The following is a 16,626-nucleotide window of genomic DNA, read 5'->3' as shown; positions in this document are numbered from 1 at the left end:
ATGTTGGCGACCTGTCAACGCATTTTTAGGCTGGGGCCATGATCGGTTCTGTTGTTTTGAGGGCTGCGATTTTTGCGGTCGCCTTTGTATGTGCTTTTGCAGTTTTCACCGCCCCTGCCGTTGCCGGGCGTGTGGCGCTTGTCCTCGGCAATGCCAATTACGAACACACCGTCCCGCTTGCCAATCCGCGCAATGACGCCGAAGCCATTTCCGACGCTTTGACGGGTCTGGGTTTCGAGGTCTTCGACGGTTTCGACTTGGGACGCGCCGCCACAGAAGACCTGATCCGGGATTTCGCCCGCGCGGCCGGTGATGCCACAACAGCTGTGCTGTTTTATGCGGGACACGGGCTCGAAGTGGGTGGGGTCAATTATCTGGTGCCAGTCGATGCGCAGATCCGCGATGAGGCCGACCTCAAATTCGAAACGATCAACCTTACCGACATCCTTCAACTGATGGAGCGCGAGAACCGCACCAATCTGATCTTTCTCGATGCGTGCCGCGACAACCCTATGGCGGGGAATCTGGCGCGCAGCATGGGAACGCGGTCGGCTTTCGTCGGGCGCGGTTTGGCGCGGGTGGACACCGGTGTGGGCACCATGATCGCCTATGCCACCCAACCGGGGAACGTGGCGCTTGATGGGGTGGGGCGGCACAGTCCCTTCACCGCTGCGCTGCTCAGCCATATCGCAACTCCTGCGCTGGATGTCGAAATCATGATGCGACGTGTGCGGCGCGATGTGATGGACCAGACGGCTGGCCAACAGGTGCCGTGGAGCAGCTCGTCCCTGACCGGCAGCTTTGCGTTCAAACTGCAAGAAGACCCGCCGGTGGTGTCTGACACACCCCAGATCGCTGCCTTGGTTAACCCCGACCTGTCAGACGCACCGCGCCAAGAGACTGCTGCAACATCACTTGACGTCCGGCCTCCCGAACCCGCGCCAGCGCCGCTTGCAGAACCAGCCCCTGTTACGGATGATCTGCCGGACGTCGCGGTACAGGTCTCTGCCAAAGAGATCGCACAACGCACGCAGGCCGAGTTGAACCGCTTGGGCTGCGATGCCGGGGTCGAGGATGGGATTTGGGGCCGCAAGAGCCGAAGCGCCCTTGAACGCCTGTCGGAGCGCGCGCCTGACATCGTCTTGGCTACATTGGACCCGAGCGAAGATTTGTTGCGGCAGATGCAGCAGTTGGAGGGACGCATCTGTCCGCTGGTCTGCGCCGCGACCGAAGAGCTCGTGGGGGACAGCTGTGTTCAGAAAACCTGTCCCGCGGGCCAGAGACTGTCGTCTAAAGGGGCCTGTTATACACCGCAAACCACCACCAGTCGCAGCAATTCGCGTCCCACGCGCAGCCAGTCGAGCTGTTTTCAGTTCAATGGCCAGACCTTCTGCAATTGAAAGGTGGCGCTGAAAGCAATCGGGCCGAGCTGGCCTTGATGCGGTCAAGAGCAGCCAAAACGAAAACGGCCCCGCCCGGTTGGGGCGAGGCCGTTCGAAGCCAAAAGCTGTGCCGGATTTATTCTTCGGCGTCGTCTTCTGCATCGTCGCCGCCTTCATTGTCTGCAGAGCGCAGACCCGACGGAGCCGAGATGTTTGCGATCACGAAATCGCGGTCGATGGTCGGCTTGGTGCCTTCAGGCAGTGTGACGTCAGAAATGGTCACGGTGTCGCCGATGTTCAGGCCGGCGAGATCGACGGTCACCTTCTCGGGGATGTCACCCGCTGTTACAACAAGTTCAACCTCGGGACGCACAACGGTCAGAACGCCGCCGCGCTTGAGGCCCGGTGCGGACCCTTCGTTGATGAATTCAACCGGGATGAACAGGTTGATCTTGGTGGTGCGGCGCAGGCGCATCAGGTCAACGTGAGTCGGCAGGTCCTTGACGACATCGCGCTGCACATCGCGGCAGATCACGCGCACGTCTTCGTGGCCTTCCACCTTGAGGTTGAACAGCGTCGACTTGAAGCGGCCTTTTTTCAGGCGCTGCAACAGCTTGTTGAACGGAAGGTTGATCGGAAGCGGGTCTTTCTCGCCACCAAAAACAATCCCCGGAACCATGCCGTCGCGGCGTGCCTGACGAGCGGCGCCCTTGCCTGTCCCCGTCCGTTCCAGAGCTACGAGATCAGGAATCTCTCCAGCCATGATAATTCTCCAAATTGTAAGGGCAGGGTGCCTCCAAGGCTGTCACCCCGCATGAAGCCCGCGCGATAGACCGGATTCCCGTGCAGAGCAAGAGCCAAGGTTGCAGATTCCGCCTGAAATGTGCCGTTTGTGGGCTGGACCGCCGCTCAGCGCCGTGGCACGGAGCGCGACATGAGCCTTTTGCGTGATCTCTATATCAGTCGCGGCCCCGCCGCCGGATTCGCTGCCGTGGGCGTGTTCTGGGGCAGTTTTGCCGCGCTTGTGCCGGTGCTCAAGCCGCAGGTCGGGCTGTCGGACGGGCAGTTCGGGCTGGCGCTTTTGATCACGTCGATCGGGGCCGTCATGGCGATGTGGCTGGCCCCTCTGGCCGAGCGCGGACTGGGGGCGCGGGCGCTGGGCGTCCTGACCGCGCTGCTGGCAGTGGCCACGTTGCTTCCGGGGCACACGACCTCTGGGGTGACCTTCACATTGGCGATGCTGGGGGTGACGATGACCTCGGGCACGCTTGATGTGGCAATGAACGCCCGGGTCAGCGCGCTAGAGGCACAGTTGGGGCGCAGCCTGATGAACCTGAACCACGCTGTGTTTTCCGTGGCCTACGCGATCTGTGCCCTTGCCACCGGGTTTGCGCGGGAAGCGGGCTTGGGACCGGCGGCGATCCTCACCGGGGGTGGTCTGGTGATCGGTGTGCTGATGCTGCAAGCGTTTGCTGCTCCGGTAGGCGATGCCGACCACGAAGCGGACGGGGTTGAGGTCGCCCCGCTGCCCTGGACACTGCTTTTGCCCGGCGGGATGATCATCCTGATCGCCTTCATGTCGGAACAGGCGACCGAAGGCTGGTCTGCGCTGCATCTCGAACGCAATCTGGGGGCCGGTGCGGCGCAGGGCGCGCTTGGACCGGCGCTGCTGGGGATCACCATGGCCGTCGGTCGGTTGGCGGGTCAGGTTGTGGCAAACCGGGTGTCGGAGCGGATGGTGATCCGCTGGGCGGCGGTCACGGCGGGAATCGGTGCCTGCATCGCGGCCACTGCGCCGTCCTTGGGTGTGGCCTATGTCGGGTTCTCGATCCTAGGTCTTGGCGTGTCTGTTATGGCACCCATGGCCTATGCATGGATCGGTCGGATGGTGCCAAACCGATACCGCAGCCACGCGATTTCGCGAATCTCGGTTGTTGGCTATGCCGGGTTCTTCATTGGCCCGCCGATGATGGGCTTCCTGTCGGAAGGTTTTGGCTTGTCGACCTCGTTCCTGACCATCGGCGGCATTCTGTTCGCTGTGCCATTGCTGCTGGTTCCCGTGCTGTCGCGCCGGTCTGCAGCCTAGCGCCGCGCAAAAAACAGCGCGATCTGACGGGCTTGCCGTTGAAACAGACGCGGTCCTTTGGGTGTCTCGCCTTGCGCCTCGACCGCATCGATTGTGCGGCGCACAAGGATGACGGAAAGCACCCCGAACAGGACCCCTCCCGCGGCCTGTCCGATCAATACGCCGGGTGCGCCGAACAGGATCGACCCCAACCAGACCAGCGGGATGGTCCCCAAAGTATGACGTCCCCAGTTGAGCCATGTCGAATAGAACGGGCGCCCCAAATTGTTGAAACAGGCGTTCGACACGAAGAGCATTCCGTTGAAGAAAAACGCCAGCGCCAGTGGTCCGCAGAACAGGAAAATCAGCGAAAGTGACACGCCTTCGGCATTGAACAACGCCGCGATATGACCGCGCAGGAAGAACAGGATCACCGTTGCAACAACCACCACGATCCCGGTGAACAGCAGCGCATCGTAAAGCGCCCGTCGAACACGGGTGAAATCCCGTGCGCCGTAATTCTGTCCAATGATCGGGCCGACGGCCCCAGACAGCGCAAAGATGGTGCCGAAGGCAATCGGTGTGAGGCGGCCAATGATCGCCATCCCCGCGACGGCCTCTTCGCCGTACTCCGCCATGGATCGCGTCACCCAGGCCTGTCCAACCGGAGTGGCCAGCTGGGTCAGGATCGCGGGCAGCGAAATGGCAAGAATTGGGGTCAAATCTTTGAAAAACCCATCCAGACGCGGCCTACTGAGCCCGCCGTGATGCTGAAAGATCGGCACGAGGGCCAATCCGGCAATCGTGATCCGGGCCAGCACGGACCCAAGTGCAGCGCCGGTCAGTTCCAACTCGAAAGTGAAAATCAGGATTGGCGCGACGGCTGCATTCACCAAACCACCGGCCACTGTGGCGGTCATCGCCCGGCGTGCGTCTCCATGGGCCCGCAGAATGGCGCCACCGGCCATGCCGATCAGAAGAATGGGCAGGGACGGGACAATGATTTGCAGGTAGTGAACCGCAAGGTCCGCCGTCTCTCCCGTAGCCCCCAGCAGTCCAACCAGCACACCAAGGTTCTGCCAGACCAGCACGGCAAAGAGCGCGGCAAAGACCACGCCGGCCACAAGCGCGTTTGACGCCCGTTGTCGCGCCAGCTCTTCGTCACCTGCGCCCAAGGCCTGCGCCACCAACGCACCGGCTGCGATGGCGATGCCAATGTTGAAGGATGTGGTGAAGAACAGGATTGCGCCTGCGTAGCCGACTGCGGCGGCCAATTCCTCTTTGCCCAGCATGGAGATGAAGATCATGTCGACGAAATCGACCGCGAACACCGCCATCAGGCCGACAGAGGCGGTCAGCGACATTACCGAGATATGGCGAAAGAGATTGCCTTTGAGGAATACGGCCTGATCGGACATGATCCAACCCTGTCATGGAACGCTGGCCACGGGAAGTCAGAACACCGTGTGGCTGGTCTTTCGCAAAACCGTTCACCGTACGGGTGGTTTTCGATCCCTTAACCAGCCTTCGGCCATACCCCCGCCCACGATGCGCATCGAGCGGGTAGGGTCACTCCCAGGCCGCGACATTTGAACTGATCTTCTCTCAGATGCCCATATGGGCCGACCCTGAGAAACCGGTTTCAGAAGGCCCCAAAGGGGTACAGGTCACGGGGGAAGCCCCGGTGGAATGAGAGTACGGTCAGGCCAAAGGGCGGCGCCGCTTCTTCTCCGAGACACACGTCATCCTCGGCTTGACCCGAGGACCTCCACTCACAGAGATCCTCGGGACACACCCGAGGATGACGATACCGCGTGTCTTACGCGTCCCAATCGCCAGAAAAACCCTTGGGAACCATCAGGATGTCGCGGTCCAGCGTTTTGACATCCGTCCGCCCGCACAGCCCCATCGACATCTCAAGCTCTTTGTGGATGACGTTCAGGGCGTCGGTCACACCCTGTTGCCCCTTGGCCCCCAGACCATAGACATAGGCGCGGCCGATATAGGTGCCCTTGGCCCCCATCGCGAGCGCCTTGAGCACGTCCTGGCCAGAGCGGATGCCACTGTCGAGATGCACTTCGATCTTGTCGCCCACCGCATCTAGGATCGGCTCCAGTGCCCGGATCGACGAGAGCGCGCCATCAAGCTGTCGGCCGCCGTGGTTTGACACGACGATGGCATCGGCCCCGACATTCAGCGCCTCCAACGCATCGCGCGGGTCCATGATGCCCTTGATGATGAGCGGGCCGTCCCACATCTTGCGGAATTCGCGAATACGGTCCCAGTTCAGCGACTGGTCGAACGCCTGCGCCGTCCATGAGGTCAGCGAGGACGGGTCTTTGACGCCCTTCGCATGGCCCACGATATTGCCGAAGAACCGCCGTTTGGTCTGAAGCATGCCCAGACCCCACTGCACCTTGGTCATCATGTTGGCGACCGAGGCAGGGGTCAGTTTGGGTGGGGCGCTGAGGCCGTTTTTCAAATCCTTGTGCCGCTGCCCCAGCAGTTGCAGATCAACCGTGATGATGGCCGCCGAACATTTGGCGGCCTTTGCCCGGTCGAACAGGCGCTGCATGAAATCGTCGTCTTTGAGCGTGTAAACCTGCATCCAGAACGGCTTTGATGTGTTCTCGGCCACGTCCTCGATCGAACAGATGGACATCGTGCTGAGCGAGTAGGGCACGCCGAACTTTTCCGCTGCCTTGGCCGCTTTGATCTCACCGTCGAAATGCTGCATGCCGGTCAGCCCCACCGGGGCAAGCGCCACGGGCATCGCCACATCCTGACCGATCATTTTCGACGCGGTCTTGCGCCCCTCCATGTCGATGGCCACGCGCTGACGCAGATAGATCTTGTCGAAATCAGACGAGTTCTCGCGGAAGGTCTGTTCGGTCCAGCTGCCCGATTCCGTGTAATCAAAGAACATCTTGGGCACCCTGCGTTTGTAGATGCGGCGGAGGTCTTCGATTTCGGTAATCACGGGCATGGCGCGGCCTTTCGGATATATTGGTTAGTTTTCTTTACCAATGCCGCTCAATTCACGCAACGCGGCATTTTTGTTCTGACGAAGTTTCCACTTTTCGGTTGATTTGTTCGACATCGTACTAAATAGTACGATATCGAACTAAAGGAGATTCCAATGACCTATTCCCGTCGAAAAACGCTTGCTCTGATCGGAGGTGGCACTGTCGTTGCCGCCGCCGCTGGGGTTGGCCTCTTTGCATCCACGCGTACACCGACGGCAGCCCTGGCCCCTTGGGACAGAGCCGGCCAGTATGCCGATCCTCGACTGCGTGCGATGTCCTACGCGCTCTTGGCCCCAAATCCACATAACCGTCAGCCGTGGGAGGCCGAGCTGGTGGGTGACGATACAGTCCGCATCTGGCGCGACTCCGCCCGCGATTTGCCCGTGACCGACCCGTTAGCGCGGCAATTGACCATTGGCATGGGGTGTTTTCTGGACCTGATGCGCATGGCTGCGGCTGAAGAAGGCTACGGCATCGACCAGACCCTTTTCCCGGATGGCGAAATCGGCCCAGTGGCTGTGTGCCGCTTTGTGGCAGGCGCTGTGCAACCTGATCCGCTCTTCGCACATGTGCTTGAGCGGCGTTCGCATAAAGAGGTGTTCGCGGACCGTCCGCTCGACGCTGCGTCAGTCGATATAATCACACCCCGAGTCGATCTGTTGGCGCAGGGGGATGAGGCTCAGGCTCTACGTGACCTAGCGACCGAAGCATGGCTGATCGAGGCCGCAACCCATGATGCGTGGAAGGAAAGCATCGACCTCTTGCGGATCGGCAAGGCAGAGATTGATGCGCAACCCGACGGGATCGACTTGGGTGGGCCGATGTTCGAAGCCCTGAGCCGAATGGGTCTGTTGACCCGTGAGGCGTCGCTTGATCCAACGACGATGGCGGCGCAGGGCGCTATTCAGGGCACGGTTGACGCCATCGCGTCGGCGGCGGGGCTGGTACTGCTGACCAGTTCGGGTAACACCCGCGCCGACCAGATCGCCACAGGGGCGCGCTGGTTGCAACTCAACCTTGCCGCCACCGGGGCTGGTCTGGGCGTGCGGCCCGTCAGTCAGGCGTTGCAGGAATACCCTGAAATGGCAGCGCCCTATACTGCGATCCATCAAGCTTATGCGCCTGACCGCGGCACGGTTCAAATGCTCGGACTTCTGGGCTACGCTTCCGCGACGCCGCGCACGCCGCGCTGGCCACTGGAAACCCGGATGAGGCCAATACCAAGTAATGCCTGACACCAACACCGTACCGAACCTGACTGGTCTCTATTTCGAGTTGTTCAACGAAATCGGCATCATAAATCAATTGAGCCGTGCGTCCTTCGAGGCGCGGTTGCCTGATGGGATGGTGTTGCCACATTTCACCGTGATCAACCACTTGATCCGGGTGCAGGACGGTCAGACGCCATTACAACTTGCCCGCGCGTTTCAGGTGCCAAAGACCAGCATGACCCATACGCTGGCTGGGCTTGAAAAGCGCGGGTTGGTAGACATGCGTGCAAATCCCGATGACGCGCGCAGCAAACAGGTCTGGCTGACTGCAGCCGGGCGCAAGTTCCGGCAAGAGGCCATCGCCAGCCTGTCGCCGGACGTAGCAGAGATTTCCGACACGCTGAGCGTGGAAGAAGTCACCGCGGCGATTTCCTTATTGGCGCGGCTGCGCAAGAGGATGGATTCGGCGCGGGACTGAAGTCAGGCGAACCGGATCGACAATCCTGGCAGCAGCGGCGTGTCGAACATGGTACTCCAGCTTTGGCCCGCCGCGACCGGACGTGCGTCCGTGAGTGTTCCGGTTGTGACAACCTCGCCGGGCTGGATCGGGCCAGCGTCGGGCATGCGCGCGATTTCGCCAACCAAATGGTGCAGCGCCATGAGCGGTCCGCCCAACACGTCTACGCCATGACCGATCAGCGTTTCATCCGGGCCGGTCAGGGTCACACCGCAGGTGGTCAGCGCCTCGAACCGTTCCGGTGATGGCTCCAGACGCGGCCCAACCCAAAGCGCACCATGCATGGCCATCGCCGCCACCGCGTCGGGTGCGGTAAAGCGCCAGCCGGGGTAGAGCGAGGTCACGATCTCGAACCCATGCGCCACCCAGTCGATACACGCGGCCAGTGCCGTCAGGTCCATGTCGGGGTGAGGGGAGGCTTTGAACCCGAACACGATCTCCGGTTCGATCCGTGGTTCCGGCAGGGCGGGCAGGGGGATCGCGCCATCTGCAGGGATGTCCTGCACGCCGCTGGCATACATCCACCCCCAGACAGGCGCGTCGACATTGTAGATTGGCCAGATGGTCTTATTGGTGAACCCGATCTTGCGACCCGCAACTGTTGCGCCATTCGCCAGCCGCCGGGCATGGATTTCGGAGGCGATCCGGTAGCCCTGATCCAGTGTCAGGTCAGGCAGGGAGTCGGTCAGCGGCGGCACCTGCATGTTGCCGTGAAACGCCGCATGAAGCGCATCTGCTGCCCAGAACTCCGGCATGGGTCAGGCGCGGTGTGCGCCGTCGGCCAACGTTTTGACGAAGGCCAGAACGTCGCTCACCGGTTTGCCGCTGGCCAGTTCCGCCACGATGGCCGAGCCGACAACACAACCATCGGCAACGCTCGCAATCGCTTGCGAGGCGTCGGGTGTCTTGATCCCGAAACCCACAATGACGGGCAGATCGGTCTGCGATTTGATCCGCGCCACTTCGGGGCCGACATCGGTGGCCTGGGCCTCGGCTGCGCCTGTGATGCCGGTGATCGACACGTAATAGACAAAACCCGAGGTGTTCTCGAGCACCTTGGGCAGGCGTTTGTCATCGGTGGTGGGGGTGGCCAGACGGATGAAGTTCAACCCAGCCGCCTGCGCCGGGATACACAGCTCGTCGTCTTCCTCGGGCGGGAGGTCGACGATGATCAGACCGTCGATGCCCGCCTCTTTCGCTTGGGTCAGGAACAGGTCGACGCCGCGCGAATAGATCGGGTTGTAGTAGCCCATCATCACGATAGGTGTGGTGTTGTCGCCTTCGCGGAAGGTGCGCGCCAGTTCCAGCGTCCGGTCCAGCGTCATGCCACCTTCGAGCGCGCGCTGGCCAGCCAGCTGGATGGTGCTGCCATCCGCCATCGGATCGGTAAAGGGCAGACCCAGTTCAATGATGTCCACACCCGCGCCCGGCAAGCCCTTGACCAGCTCGAGCGAGGTGTCGAAATCGGGATCGCCTGCCATCACGTAGGACACAAAAGCCTTATTGCCGGCTGTGCGCAGCTCTGCGAATTTGGCGTCGATACGGGTCATGGCGGTCTCCTGAACTGGTCGGACCCGATTGCCGGAGTTGCGCGGGAAAATCAATGGGGCAAGGCGGTCTGATTTTGATGCGTGTCAAAGAGATCTTTTTACAATCCTGTTACGATGCGTCTCAAGACCACATTCAGGACCAGGAGATTTGCATGCCGTCACCCACCGCCATCGCCGCCGAAACACCGACCCCCGCACAACTGACCGGCGCTCTCCAGGAGGTTCCGGTCTCACCGCAAAAGGCGGTCACGGCCGATGATGTGCGACGTGCCTTCGAGTCGGGCAAATACCCCTATCGCTCACGCCTGTCACGCCGCACCTATGAAGCCGAGAAAGCCGCGCTGCAGGCCGAACTGCTGAAGGTGCAGCTTTGGGCACAGGATACGGGCCAGAAATTCGTGATGATCTTCGAAGGTCGCGATGCGGCGGGCAAGGGCGGCACGATCAAGCGGTTCACCGAACATCTCAACCCGCGTACCGCGCGCGTGGTCGCCCTGAACAAACCCACCGACGTGGAGCGCGGGCAATGGTACTACCAGCGCTATATCGAACATCTGCCAACGGCGGGGGAAATCGTGCTTTATGACCGGTCGTGGTACAACCGCGCCGGGGTCGAGCGGGTGATGGGGTTCTGCGAGCCCAGCGAGTATCTCGAGTTCATGCGCCAGACCCCGGATTTTGAACGCATGCTGACACGGTCTGGCATTCGGCTTTACAAATACTGGTTCTCGGTCACGCAGGCGGAACAGAAACGCCGCTTTGCCAGCCGCGAGACCGATCCGCTTAAACAGTGGAAGCTGTCGCCCATCGACAAGGCGAGCCTTGATAAGTGGGACGACTATACCGAGGCGAAAGAGGCGATGTTCTTTTACACCGACACCGCCGACGCGCCGTGGACCATTGTCAAATCCGACGACAAGAAACGCGCCCGGCTTGACTGTATGCGGCATTTTCTGTCGACGCTGGATTACCCCGGCAAGGATCTCGCTGTTGCGACAGCGCCCGATCCGTTGATCGTTGGCGGCGCAAGACATGTCATCCACCGCTCGGACCACATTCTGGGTACGTCGCTGCACCCGGATACTCGCCGGGTCCAAGTCTGAGACCTGCGCAATTCTCTGCCGCCGCGCAGTGGATGACCTTGCTTTAGTAGGCCGGGGGGCTTACCTCCCGGTTCTATGAAAAAAGCACTCTGCGCCCTTGCACTTGGTCTGGTCGCCGCGCCGCTTGGCGCGCATCCGCATATCTTTGTCGAAACCGCCCTGCGGTTCGAAATCAACGATCAGCGTGAGGTAACGGGGGTCACGGTGACGTGGACCTATGACGATTTCTTCACGCTGCTGATCCTTGAAGACATGGGCCTTGATACCGACGGCGACGGGGAACTGACCGCGGCAGAACTGGACACGCTGTTCGGGTTCGACCTGATCGAGTGGCCCGAAGGGTTCGAGGGCGATCTTTACGTGTATTCCAACGGCGAAAAGATCGAGATGCCGCGCCCGCGTCCCATTGGTATCGCGGTCGAGAAAGGGTTCATCACCGCGACCCATTTCCGCGAGATCCCACCCGTTCCGATCGAAGCCATCGAAGTGTTGCAATACGATCCGACCTACTACGTGTCTTATGATGTATCGCAGGGTGTCACTCTGACCGACCCCGGTTGCACTGCAACCGTGTCAGACCCCGATCAGGCCGCAGCACAGGCTGCCGTGGAAAAGGAACTGAACGGCGGGTCGATGGAGGACATCTTCAACGAGATGCGCGTCGGCATTCATTTCGCTGATACGGTCACGATGTCATGCGCACCGCCCTCCAACTAGCCGCTGTTGCTGTTATTGCGCTTGCCGTCTGGCTTTGGGGCTTTAACGGGGCGCAGATACTGGAACGCTGGGCCGCCGAGGGCCAGCGCGCGGCACAAAGCGGGATGGCGCAGGGACTTCGGGCACTACGGGCCAACGAACCGGGCGCGCTCCTGACATTGATGGCGGTCTGTTTCGGATACGGGTTCTTTCACGCGGTCGGCCCCGGCCATGGCAAGATCCTGATTGCAGGCTACGGCGTGGCGGAACGGGTTGCGCTGACGCGGCTGTCGGTTCTGGCGGTCCTTTCGAGCCTCGCGCAGGCAGGCACAGCAATTGTCGTGGTTTACGCCGGGGTCTGGCTGTTGGGACTTGGTCGCGAAGAGATGGTGGGCGCGGCTGAGGATTGGTTCGCCCCCTTCAGCTATGCTGCGATCTGCGGCATCGGAGCTTGGCTGGCGGTCCGGGGCGCATCGCGGCTCTGGTCCAACTGGCGTGCTCAAAAGCCGGACCACCACGACCACCACGACCACCACGACCACCATCATCACCATCACAGCCATGATGACGGCGTGTGCAGCACGTGCGGTCATGCCCATGCGCCGACGCCGGAACAGGTGCAAAACGTTCACTCTCTGCGCGATACGCTGGTGCTGATCGGGGCGATTGCGATCCGCCCCTGTACAGGCGCCCTTTTCCTGCTGATCCTGTCGGTCAGCATGGGAATCCAACTCGCGGGCATCCTCGGCACCTTCGCCATGGGGCTGGGCACCGCCAGCGTGACACTTGCCGCTGCCATCGGCGCGGTGACCTTCCGCGAAGGCGCGCTGGCGCGGTTCGCCAATGGCCCGAACACCGCGCGGATTGCCGGAATGATCGAAACCGGGGCCGGTCTGATCATTGCCATTTTGGCCGCACAATTCCTGATCCGCGCGCTTTGACCTGACAAAACCCTTGCCCCGTGCTGAGCGCGGGTCTAACCGACCGGCATGCGCACAGAACAGATGTCATATCCGGCCCACATCAGGGCCATCCTCGTTTTGGGGTTGCCTTTGGTGGGCGGGCATATGGCACAGATGGCCATCGGCCTGACCGACACCATCATGGTGGGCTGGTACGGGGCCGAGGCGCTGGCCACGGTCACTCTGGCCAACACGCTGTTCTTCACGCTGTTCCTGTTCGGCTGCGGCTTTGCGTGGGCGGTGATGCCAATGGTCGCCTCCTATGCGGCCGAAGGTGACGATCAGAAAGTGCGCCGCGCGACCCGTATGGGGCTGTGGCTGTCAGCGCTGTTCTGCGTGGTGATGTTCCCGCTTCTGTGGTGGTCGGACGCGCTTTTGCGGGCTTTGGGCCAAACGCCGGAGATCGCGTCAGAGGCGCAAGTCTACCTGCGCGTGCTGGCGTTCGGTCTGCTGCCTGCGCTGGTGACGATGGTGCTGAAAAGCTACCTGGCCGCACTTGAGAAAACCAAGGTCGTGTTCTGGGTCACGGCAGTCGCGGTGCCGTATAACGCACTGGCGAACTACGCTTTGATCTTCGGCAATTTCGGATTTCCCGAACTGGGGCTTGAGGGGGCTGCCATCGCCTCGCTCAGCACGCATGTGTTCTCGATGATCGTGATCGTTGTCTATATCATTGTCTTCGTGCCCGAACACAGCCTGTTCCAGCGACTCTGGAAGCCCGACAATGAAATGTTCGCCCAGGTTTTCATGCTGGGTGTGCCCATCGGCCTAACGTCTCTGTCCGAGACGGGCCTGTTTGCAGCATCGGCCATCATGATGGGCTGGTTGGGAACCATCCCGCTGGCCGCACATGGCATCGCGCTGCAACTGGCGTCCATGACCTTCATGCTGCATCTGGGCCTGTCCAACGCCGCAACGGTGCGCGCGGGCAATGCCTTCGGGCGCAAGGACTGGCCGCACATGGCGCGGGGCGGTATCGTCGCGCTGGCGCTGTCGGCCTTCATCGCGGCTTTGACCATCGTTCTGTTTGTGGCCCTTCCCGAACCGCTGATCGCAGCCTTCCTCGACCCCGACGATCCGGCACGTGACGAGATCATCGCCATGGGCACCACCCTGCTGATCCTTGCCGCGATCTTCCAACTTGTGGACGGCGCACAGGTGGTGGCGCTGGGCCTCTTGCGCGGGGTGCAGGATGCCGGCTTGCCGATGCTCCTTGCTGCCGTGTCCTATTTCGGGGTTGGCCTGCCCGCCGCCGTGGTTCTGGGCTTTGTCGTGGACTGGGGGGCGACGGGCATCTGGCTTGGTCTGGTGCTGGGGTTGGCCGTTGCTGCGGTGCTTTTGAACAACCGCTTCTGGTTCCAGATGATCCCCAATCTCAGCCGCCTTGCAGCGCCGACGGTCAACGCATAGAAGCGGCGCAACTTCGCAGGATCAGGAGAGACCGAGATGGGCTTCAAGGTGGGAATCGTGGGTTTGCCGAACGTGGGCAAGTCGACCCTTTTCAACGCGCTCACCAAGACCGCAGCGGCGCAGGCGGCGAACTTTCCGTTCTGTACGATCGAGCCCAATGTCGGTGACGTCGCCGTGCCCGATGCGCGGCTCGACACGCTGGCGGGGATCGCCAAGTCCAAGCAGATCATCCCGACGCGGATCACCTTCGTCGACATCGCGGGCCTCGTGAAGGGGGCCTCCAAGGGCGAAGGTCTGGGCAACCAGTTCCTTGCCAACATCCGCGAGGTGGACGCCATCGCCCATGTGCTGCGCTGTTTCGAAGATGGCGATGTGGTGCATGTGGACGGCCGGGTCGACCCTGTCGCTGATGCCGAGACAATTGAGACCGAGCTGATGCTCGCCGACATCGAGAGCCTCGAAAAGCGGCTTCAGAACATCGTCCGCAAGGTGCGCGGCGGTGACAAGGACGCGGTGCAGCAGGAACGCCTGATGCGCGCCGCCCTGGCCGCGCTGGAAGAGGGCAAACCCGCCCGCACCGTGTCGGTCGACGATGAGGACCGCAAGGCGTGGGACATGCTGCAACTGCTGACGACAAAGCCCGTGCTCTACGTCTGCAACGTGTCCGAAGCGGATGCCGCAAACGGCAACGCGATGTCCAAGGCCGTGGGCGAGATGGCCGCTGCACAAGGCAATAGCCACGTGGTGATCTCGGCCCAGATCGAGGAAGAGATCAGCCAGTTGGACGCCGAAGAGGCGCAGGAATTCCTGTCAGCGATGGGCCTCGAAGAACCCGGCCTCGACCGGGTGATCCGCGCGGGCTACCAGCTTTTGCAGCTTGAGACCTATTTCACCGTCGGCCCGAAAGAGGCCCGCGCCTGGACCATCACCAAGGGCACCGCCGCCCCGCAGGCCGCCGGTGTGATCCACGGCGACTTCGAAAAAGGCTTCATCCGCGCCGAAACCATTGCCTATGACGATTACGTCACGCTGGGTGGTGAAAACCCCGCCAAAGAAGCGGGCAAGATGCGGGCAGAAGGCAAGAGCTACATCGTCAAGGATGGCGACGTTCTGCACTTCCTCTTCAACACGTAAGCCAAATCCGCGCTGCGCTAGAACCCCAACACCATTATGGCAATCGGCACCGGGGAGACCGCGATGGCGATGGCGATGAAGGTCTGAACCGGGGCGAAGATGCCGCTCATCCCGGCCATCATCATGATGCCGCCGCCACCTCCGATCACGGCATTGCCGGGGGTGTTCACCAGCAAGGCGAGCGCAATATAGCGATGCCGCAGGGCAAGGCTGACGGTCCTGGGCGGTGATCCGTCCAGCAAGAGGGTCAAGCGGTCTGTCGGGGGCAGGGCGGCGGCGCGCCCGATCAGGTCAGCCGCCTTGCGCATTCGAAAAAGCGACAGGATCCACACCAGTGTCGTGCCCGGCAAAACGCGCCCCAGAAGGTAGGCCAGAATCATCGCCAGCACCGTCGCCGCATAGACCAGCGGCGCAATCGCCGCCCCGAAGATGGTCAGCATCGCGAGCCCGATTTCGGCTCCCGGCACAAAGGGCATCGCGAGCAGGCCGATATAGGCAAGAGAGCCCAGCATCAGCAGACGGTGCATCTGTTCTTCATTATTGGGCATGATGGTGAGGTTCAGCGCATCTTTCAGAAGATGCGAGCCCCATGTGGCGAGAATGACAATGATCAACAGTCCTGCCAAACGCAGGATGGTCCCACTGGTGGTCAGCCCAACCGGCGTCGGTTCAGGAGGCGTCACCCGGAGACAGAGCCTTCGGTGGCTGGCAGGCGCGATCCTTGAGCCGTGCCGGTGATCTGATGCGTCCAGTACCAGCGGCGGGTCGTCCAGCTCATCTGGACTGTGATCTCACCATCCGTGATCTGCCCATGCCACACCACCCGGTGCGGTGCTGTTGGGCAGGTGGCAATGGTGGTGAAATGGATCACATCTCCGTCGACCCATGTCTGGTAATCGGAAAAGCCGAAGTTGCAGTATGTTTCGCAATCCATCGACATGAACGCGCCGTCCTTGAAGGCGAGCGTATCGGTCTCCCCCTCGGCGCCGTTGTCGAGCACCAACTGAATATAAAAGGACGCGCCATCCAGCTCGTGCCCCGGTGTCCAAGCCAGCTCCGGCACGGTCATGTCCGGGATATCTTCGTTCATGACGGACACCGCTGCGGCCCCGGTACCGAGGGTAATGCAGGCAATGGCGGCGGCCTGGGTGAGGGGTGTCACACCGAACTCTCCAATAATGGCAGGATTAGACTTGACCCGAACGTAACCCGGTTCTGGTGCCATGCAAAGAAAAGACGCGCCTCACATGTCGAATGTGTCAGGGCAGGCCTGCATTTTGCGCAGAATTTGTCATGCCCCACGTGTGATTTGGCCTTGTCCCCGCCTGCACGCTTGCTTAAACGGGTCGGCGGAGACGTGGCCGAGTGGTCGAAGGCGCTCCCCTGCTAAGGGAGTAGGCGGGAAACCGTCTCGAGGGTTCGAATCCCTTCGTCTCCGCCATTTTCCTCAGAATCGATTTCTCACAACATACTGATAGTAGAATGGAATTCGGCATTTTCGTGCCGACGGCGGTGTTTGGCCCGCTTGATTTGCTGCACATTTTGCTACACAATTTGCTGCACAAATGGG

16 protein-coding genes and 1 tRNA gene are annotated in these 16,626 nt (G+C 61.4%); 10 read left to right on the top strand and 7 right to left on the bottom strand.

Features of this window, described 5'->3' with window-relative positions; all coding sequences use genetic code 11:
* Positions 1 to 38 precede the first annotated feature (38 nt).
* Positions 39 to 1,400 (top strand): caspase family protein, encoded by a 1,362-nt coding sequence (locus tag ACMVPR_RS11795; protein ID WP_416883044.1) that lies wholly within the window; start codon positions 39 to 41, stop codon positions 1,398 to 1,400.
* 118 nt (positions 1,401 to 1,518) lie between these two features.
* Here the strand turns inward: ACMVPR_RS11795 and ACMVPR_RS11790 are convergent, their stop codons facing one another.
* A complete protein-coding gene (locus ACMVPR_RS11790; protein WP_416883043.1) occupies positions 1,519 to 2,145 on the bottom strand; it encodes a 50S ribosomal protein L25/general stress protein Ctc in 627 nt (208 codons plus the stop codon).
* 171 nt (positions 2,146 to 2,316) lie between these two features.
* On the opposite strand from ACMVPR_RS11790, the gene ACMVPR_RS11785 reads away from it, so the two are divergent.
* Positions 2,317 to 3,468 carry an MFS transporter gene (locus tag ACMVPR_RS11785; RefSeq protein ID WP_416883042.1) on the top strand — a complete coding sequence of 384 codons (1,152 nt, stop codon included), beginning with the start codon at positions 2,317 to 2,319 and terminating at the stop codon, positions 3,466 to 3,468.
* On the opposite strand, the gene ACMVPR_RS11780 is transcribed toward ACMVPR_RS11785, so the two are convergent.
* Positions 3,465 to 4,865, bottom strand: a complete 1,401-nt coding sequence (locus tag ACMVPR_RS11780) for an MATE family efflux transporter (RefSeq protein WP_416883041.1) — start codon at positions 4,863 to 4,865, stop codon at positions 3,465 to 3,467. The genes ACMVPR_RS11785 and ACMVPR_RS11780 overlap by 4 nt on opposite strands.
* Positions 4,866 to 5,266: 401 nt before the next feature.
* Positions 5,267 to 6,433: an alpha-hydroxy acid oxidase gene (locus tag ACMVPR_RS11775; RefSeq protein WP_300585007.1), complete on the bottom strand. Its 1,167-nt coding sequence runs from the start codon at positions 6,431 to 6,433 to the stop codon at positions 5,267 to 5,269.
* A 153-nt stretch (positions 6,434 to 6,586) separates the two neighbouring features.
* Between ACMVPR_RS11775 and ACMVPR_RS11770 the strand changes: the two genes are divergently transcribed.
* Positions 6,587 to 7,708, top strand: a complete 1,122-nt coding sequence (locus ACMVPR_RS11770) for an Acg family FMN-binding oxidoreductase (RefSeq protein ID WP_416883040.1) — start codon at positions 6,587 to 6,589, stop codon at positions 7,706 to 7,708.
* The gene (locus ACMVPR_RS11765; protein WP_416883039.1) at positions 7,701 to 8,162 is read left to right on the top strand and encodes a MarR family winged helix-turn-helix transcriptional regulator; all 462 of its coding nucleotides are present in this window, start codon (positions 7,701 to 7,703) and stop codon (positions 8,160 to 8,162) included. The genes ACMVPR_RS11770 and ACMVPR_RS11765 overlap by 8 nt, the downstream gene beginning before the upstream one ends.
* 2 nt (positions 8,163 to 8,164) lie before the next feature.
* Here ACMVPR_RS11765 and ACMVPR_RS11760 read toward each other — a convergent pair whose 3' ends face one another.
* Together ACMVPR_RS11760 and trpA are read right to left on the bottom strand one after the other, a co-directional pair.
* Positions 8,165 to 8,956: a 2-keto-4-pentenoate hydratase gene (locus tag ACMVPR_RS11760; protein ID WP_416883038.1), complete on the bottom strand. Its 792-nt coding sequence runs from the start codon at positions 8,954 to 8,956 to the stop codon at positions 8,165 to 8,167.
* Positions 8,957 to 8,959: 3 nt separating this feature from the next.
* Positions 8,960 to 9,751 carry a tryptophan synthase subunit alpha gene (gene trpA, locus ACMVPR_RS11755; protein ID WP_416883037.1) on the bottom strand — a complete coding sequence of 264 codons (792 nt, stop codon included), beginning with the start codon at positions 9,749 to 9,751 and terminating at the stop codon, positions 8,960 to 8,962.
* 152 nt (positions 9,752 to 9,903) lie between these two features.
* Here trpA and ppk2 point away from each other — a divergent pair, with 152 nt between their 5' ends.
* The 5 genes from ppk2 to ychF all read left to right on the top strand — a co-directional run bounded on the left by ppk2 (position 9,904) and on the right by ychF (position 15,056).
* Positions 9,904 to 10,854 (top strand): polyphosphate kinase 2, encoded by a 951-nt coding sequence (ppk2, locus tag ACMVPR_RS11750; RefSeq protein ID WP_416883036.1) that lies wholly within the window; start codon positions 9,904 to 9,906, stop codon positions 10,852 to 10,854.
* Positions 10,855 to 10,929: 75 nt separating this feature from the next.
* Positions 10,930 to 11,571: a DUF1007 family protein gene (locus ACMVPR_RS11745; RefSeq protein WP_416883035.1), complete on the top strand. Its 642-nt coding sequence runs from the start codon at positions 10,930 to 10,932 to the stop codon at positions 11,569 to 11,571.
* Positions 11,550 to 12,491: a nickel/cobalt transporter gene (locus tag ACMVPR_RS11740; protein WP_416883034.1), complete on the top strand. Its 942-nt coding sequence runs from the start codon at positions 11,550 to 11,552 to the stop codon at positions 12,489 to 12,491. Before ACMVPR_RS11745 ends, ACMVPR_RS11740 begins: the two co-directional genes overlap by 22 nt.
* Positions 12,492 to 12,554: 63 nt before the next feature.
* Positions 12,555 to 13,922, top strand: a complete 1,368-nt coding sequence (locus ACMVPR_RS11735; RefSeq protein ID WP_416883033.1) for an MATE family efflux transporter — start codon at positions 12,555 to 12,557, stop codon at positions 13,920 to 13,922.
* Between the two features lie 36 nt (positions 13,923 to 13,958).
* Entirely contained in the window at positions 13,959 to 15,056 is a 1,098-nt protein-coding gene (gene ychF / locus ACMVPR_RS11730; protein WP_416883032.1) for a redox-regulated ATPase YchF, read from the top strand.
* Between the two features lie 17 nt (positions 15,057 to 15,073).
* On the opposite strand, the gene ACMVPR_RS11725 is transcribed toward ychF, so the two are convergent.
* The gene (locus ACMVPR_RS11725; protein ID WP_416883031.1) at positions 15,074 to 15,739 is read right to left on the bottom strand and encodes a hypothetical protein; all 666 of its coding nucleotides are present in this window, start codon (positions 15,737 to 15,739) and stop codon (positions 15,074 to 15,076) included.
* Positions 15,736 to 16,218 carry a hypothetical protein gene (locus tag ACMVPR_RS11720; RefSeq protein WP_416883030.1) on the bottom strand — a complete coding sequence of 161 codons (483 nt, stop codon included), beginning with the start codon at positions 16,216 to 16,218 and terminating at the stop codon, positions 15,736 to 15,738. The genes ACMVPR_RS11725 and ACMVPR_RS11720 overlap by 4 nt, the downstream gene beginning before the upstream one ends.
* A 189-nt stretch (positions 16,219 to 16,407) precedes the next feature.
* Between ACMVPR_RS11720 and ACMVPR_RS11715 the strand changes: the two genes are divergently transcribed.
* Positions 16,408 to 16,497: transfer RNA gene (locus ACMVPR_RS11715), tRNA-Ser, on the top strand.
* The last annotated feature ends 129 nt before the right edge of the window (positions 16,498 to 16,626 follow it).

This window comes from Marivita sp. (genome assembly GCF_048006345.1).
GTDB lineage: Bacteria > Pseudomonadota > Alphaproteobacteria > Rhodobacterales > Rhodobacteraceae > Marivita.
Note: the sequence above shows the minus strand (reverse complement) of the source record. Positions and strands in the feature narration are given on the sequence as shown.

What these genes read in the sequence shown, in the direction of transcription:
- ACMVPR_RS11795 (WP_416883044.1), top strand. Translation starts at nt 39, where the DNA reads ATGATCGGTTCTGTTGTTTTGAGGGCTGCGATTTTTGCGGTCGCCTTT.
- ACMVPR_RS11790 (WP_416883043.1), bottom strand. Translation starts at nt 2,145, where the DNA reads ATGGCTGGAGAGATTCCTGATCTCGTAGCTCTGGAACGGACGGGGACA.
- ACMVPR_RS11785 (WP_416883042.1), top strand. Translation starts at nt 2,317, where the DNA reads ATGAGCCTTTTGCGTGATCTCTATATCAGTCGCGGCCCCGCCGCCGGA.
- ACMVPR_RS11780 (WP_416883041.1), bottom strand. Translation starts at nt 4,865, where the DNA reads ATGTCCGATCAGGCCGTATTCCTCAAAGGCAATCTCTTTCGCCATATC.
- ACMVPR_RS11775 (WP_300585007.1), bottom strand. Translation starts at nt 6,433, where the DNA reads ATGCCCGTGATTACCGAAATCGAAGACCTCCGCCGCATCTACAAACGC.
- ACMVPR_RS11770 (WP_416883040.1), top strand. Translation starts at nt 6,587, where the DNA reads ATGACCTATTCCCGTCGAAAAACGCTTGCTCTGATCGGAGGTGGCACT.
- ACMVPR_RS11765 (WP_416883039.1), top strand. Translation starts at nt 7,701, where the DNA reads ATGCCTGACACCAACACCGTACCGAACCTGACTGGTCTCTATTTCGAG.
- ACMVPR_RS11760 (WP_416883038.1), bottom strand. Translation starts at nt 8,956, where the DNA reads ATGCCGGAGTTCTGGGCAGCAGATGCGCTTCATGCGGCGTTTCACGGC.
- trpA (WP_416883037.1), bottom strand. Translation starts at nt 9,751, where the DNA reads ATGACCCGTATCGACGCCAAATTCGCAGAGCTGCGCACAGCCGGCAAT.
- ppk2 (WP_416883036.1), top strand. Translation starts at nt 9,904, where the DNA reads ATGCCGTCACCCACCGCCATCGCCGCCGAAACACCGACCCCCGCACAA.
- ACMVPR_RS11745 (WP_416883035.1), top strand. Translation starts at nt 10,930, where the DNA reads ATGAAAAAAGCACTCTGCGCCCTTGCACTTGGTCTGGTCGCCGCGCCG.
- ACMVPR_RS11740 (WP_416883034.1), top strand. Translation starts at nt 11,550, where the DNA reads ATGCGCACCGCCCTCCAACTAGCCGCTGTTGCTGTTATTGCGCTTGCC.
- ACMVPR_RS11735 (WP_416883033.1), top strand. Translation starts at nt 12,555, where the DNA reads ATGTCATATCCGGCCCACATCAGGGCCATCCTCGTTTTGGGGTTGCCT.
- ychF (WP_416883032.1), top strand. Translation starts at nt 13,959, where the DNA reads ATGGGCTTCAAGGTGGGAATCGTGGGTTTGCCGAACGTGGGCAAGTCG.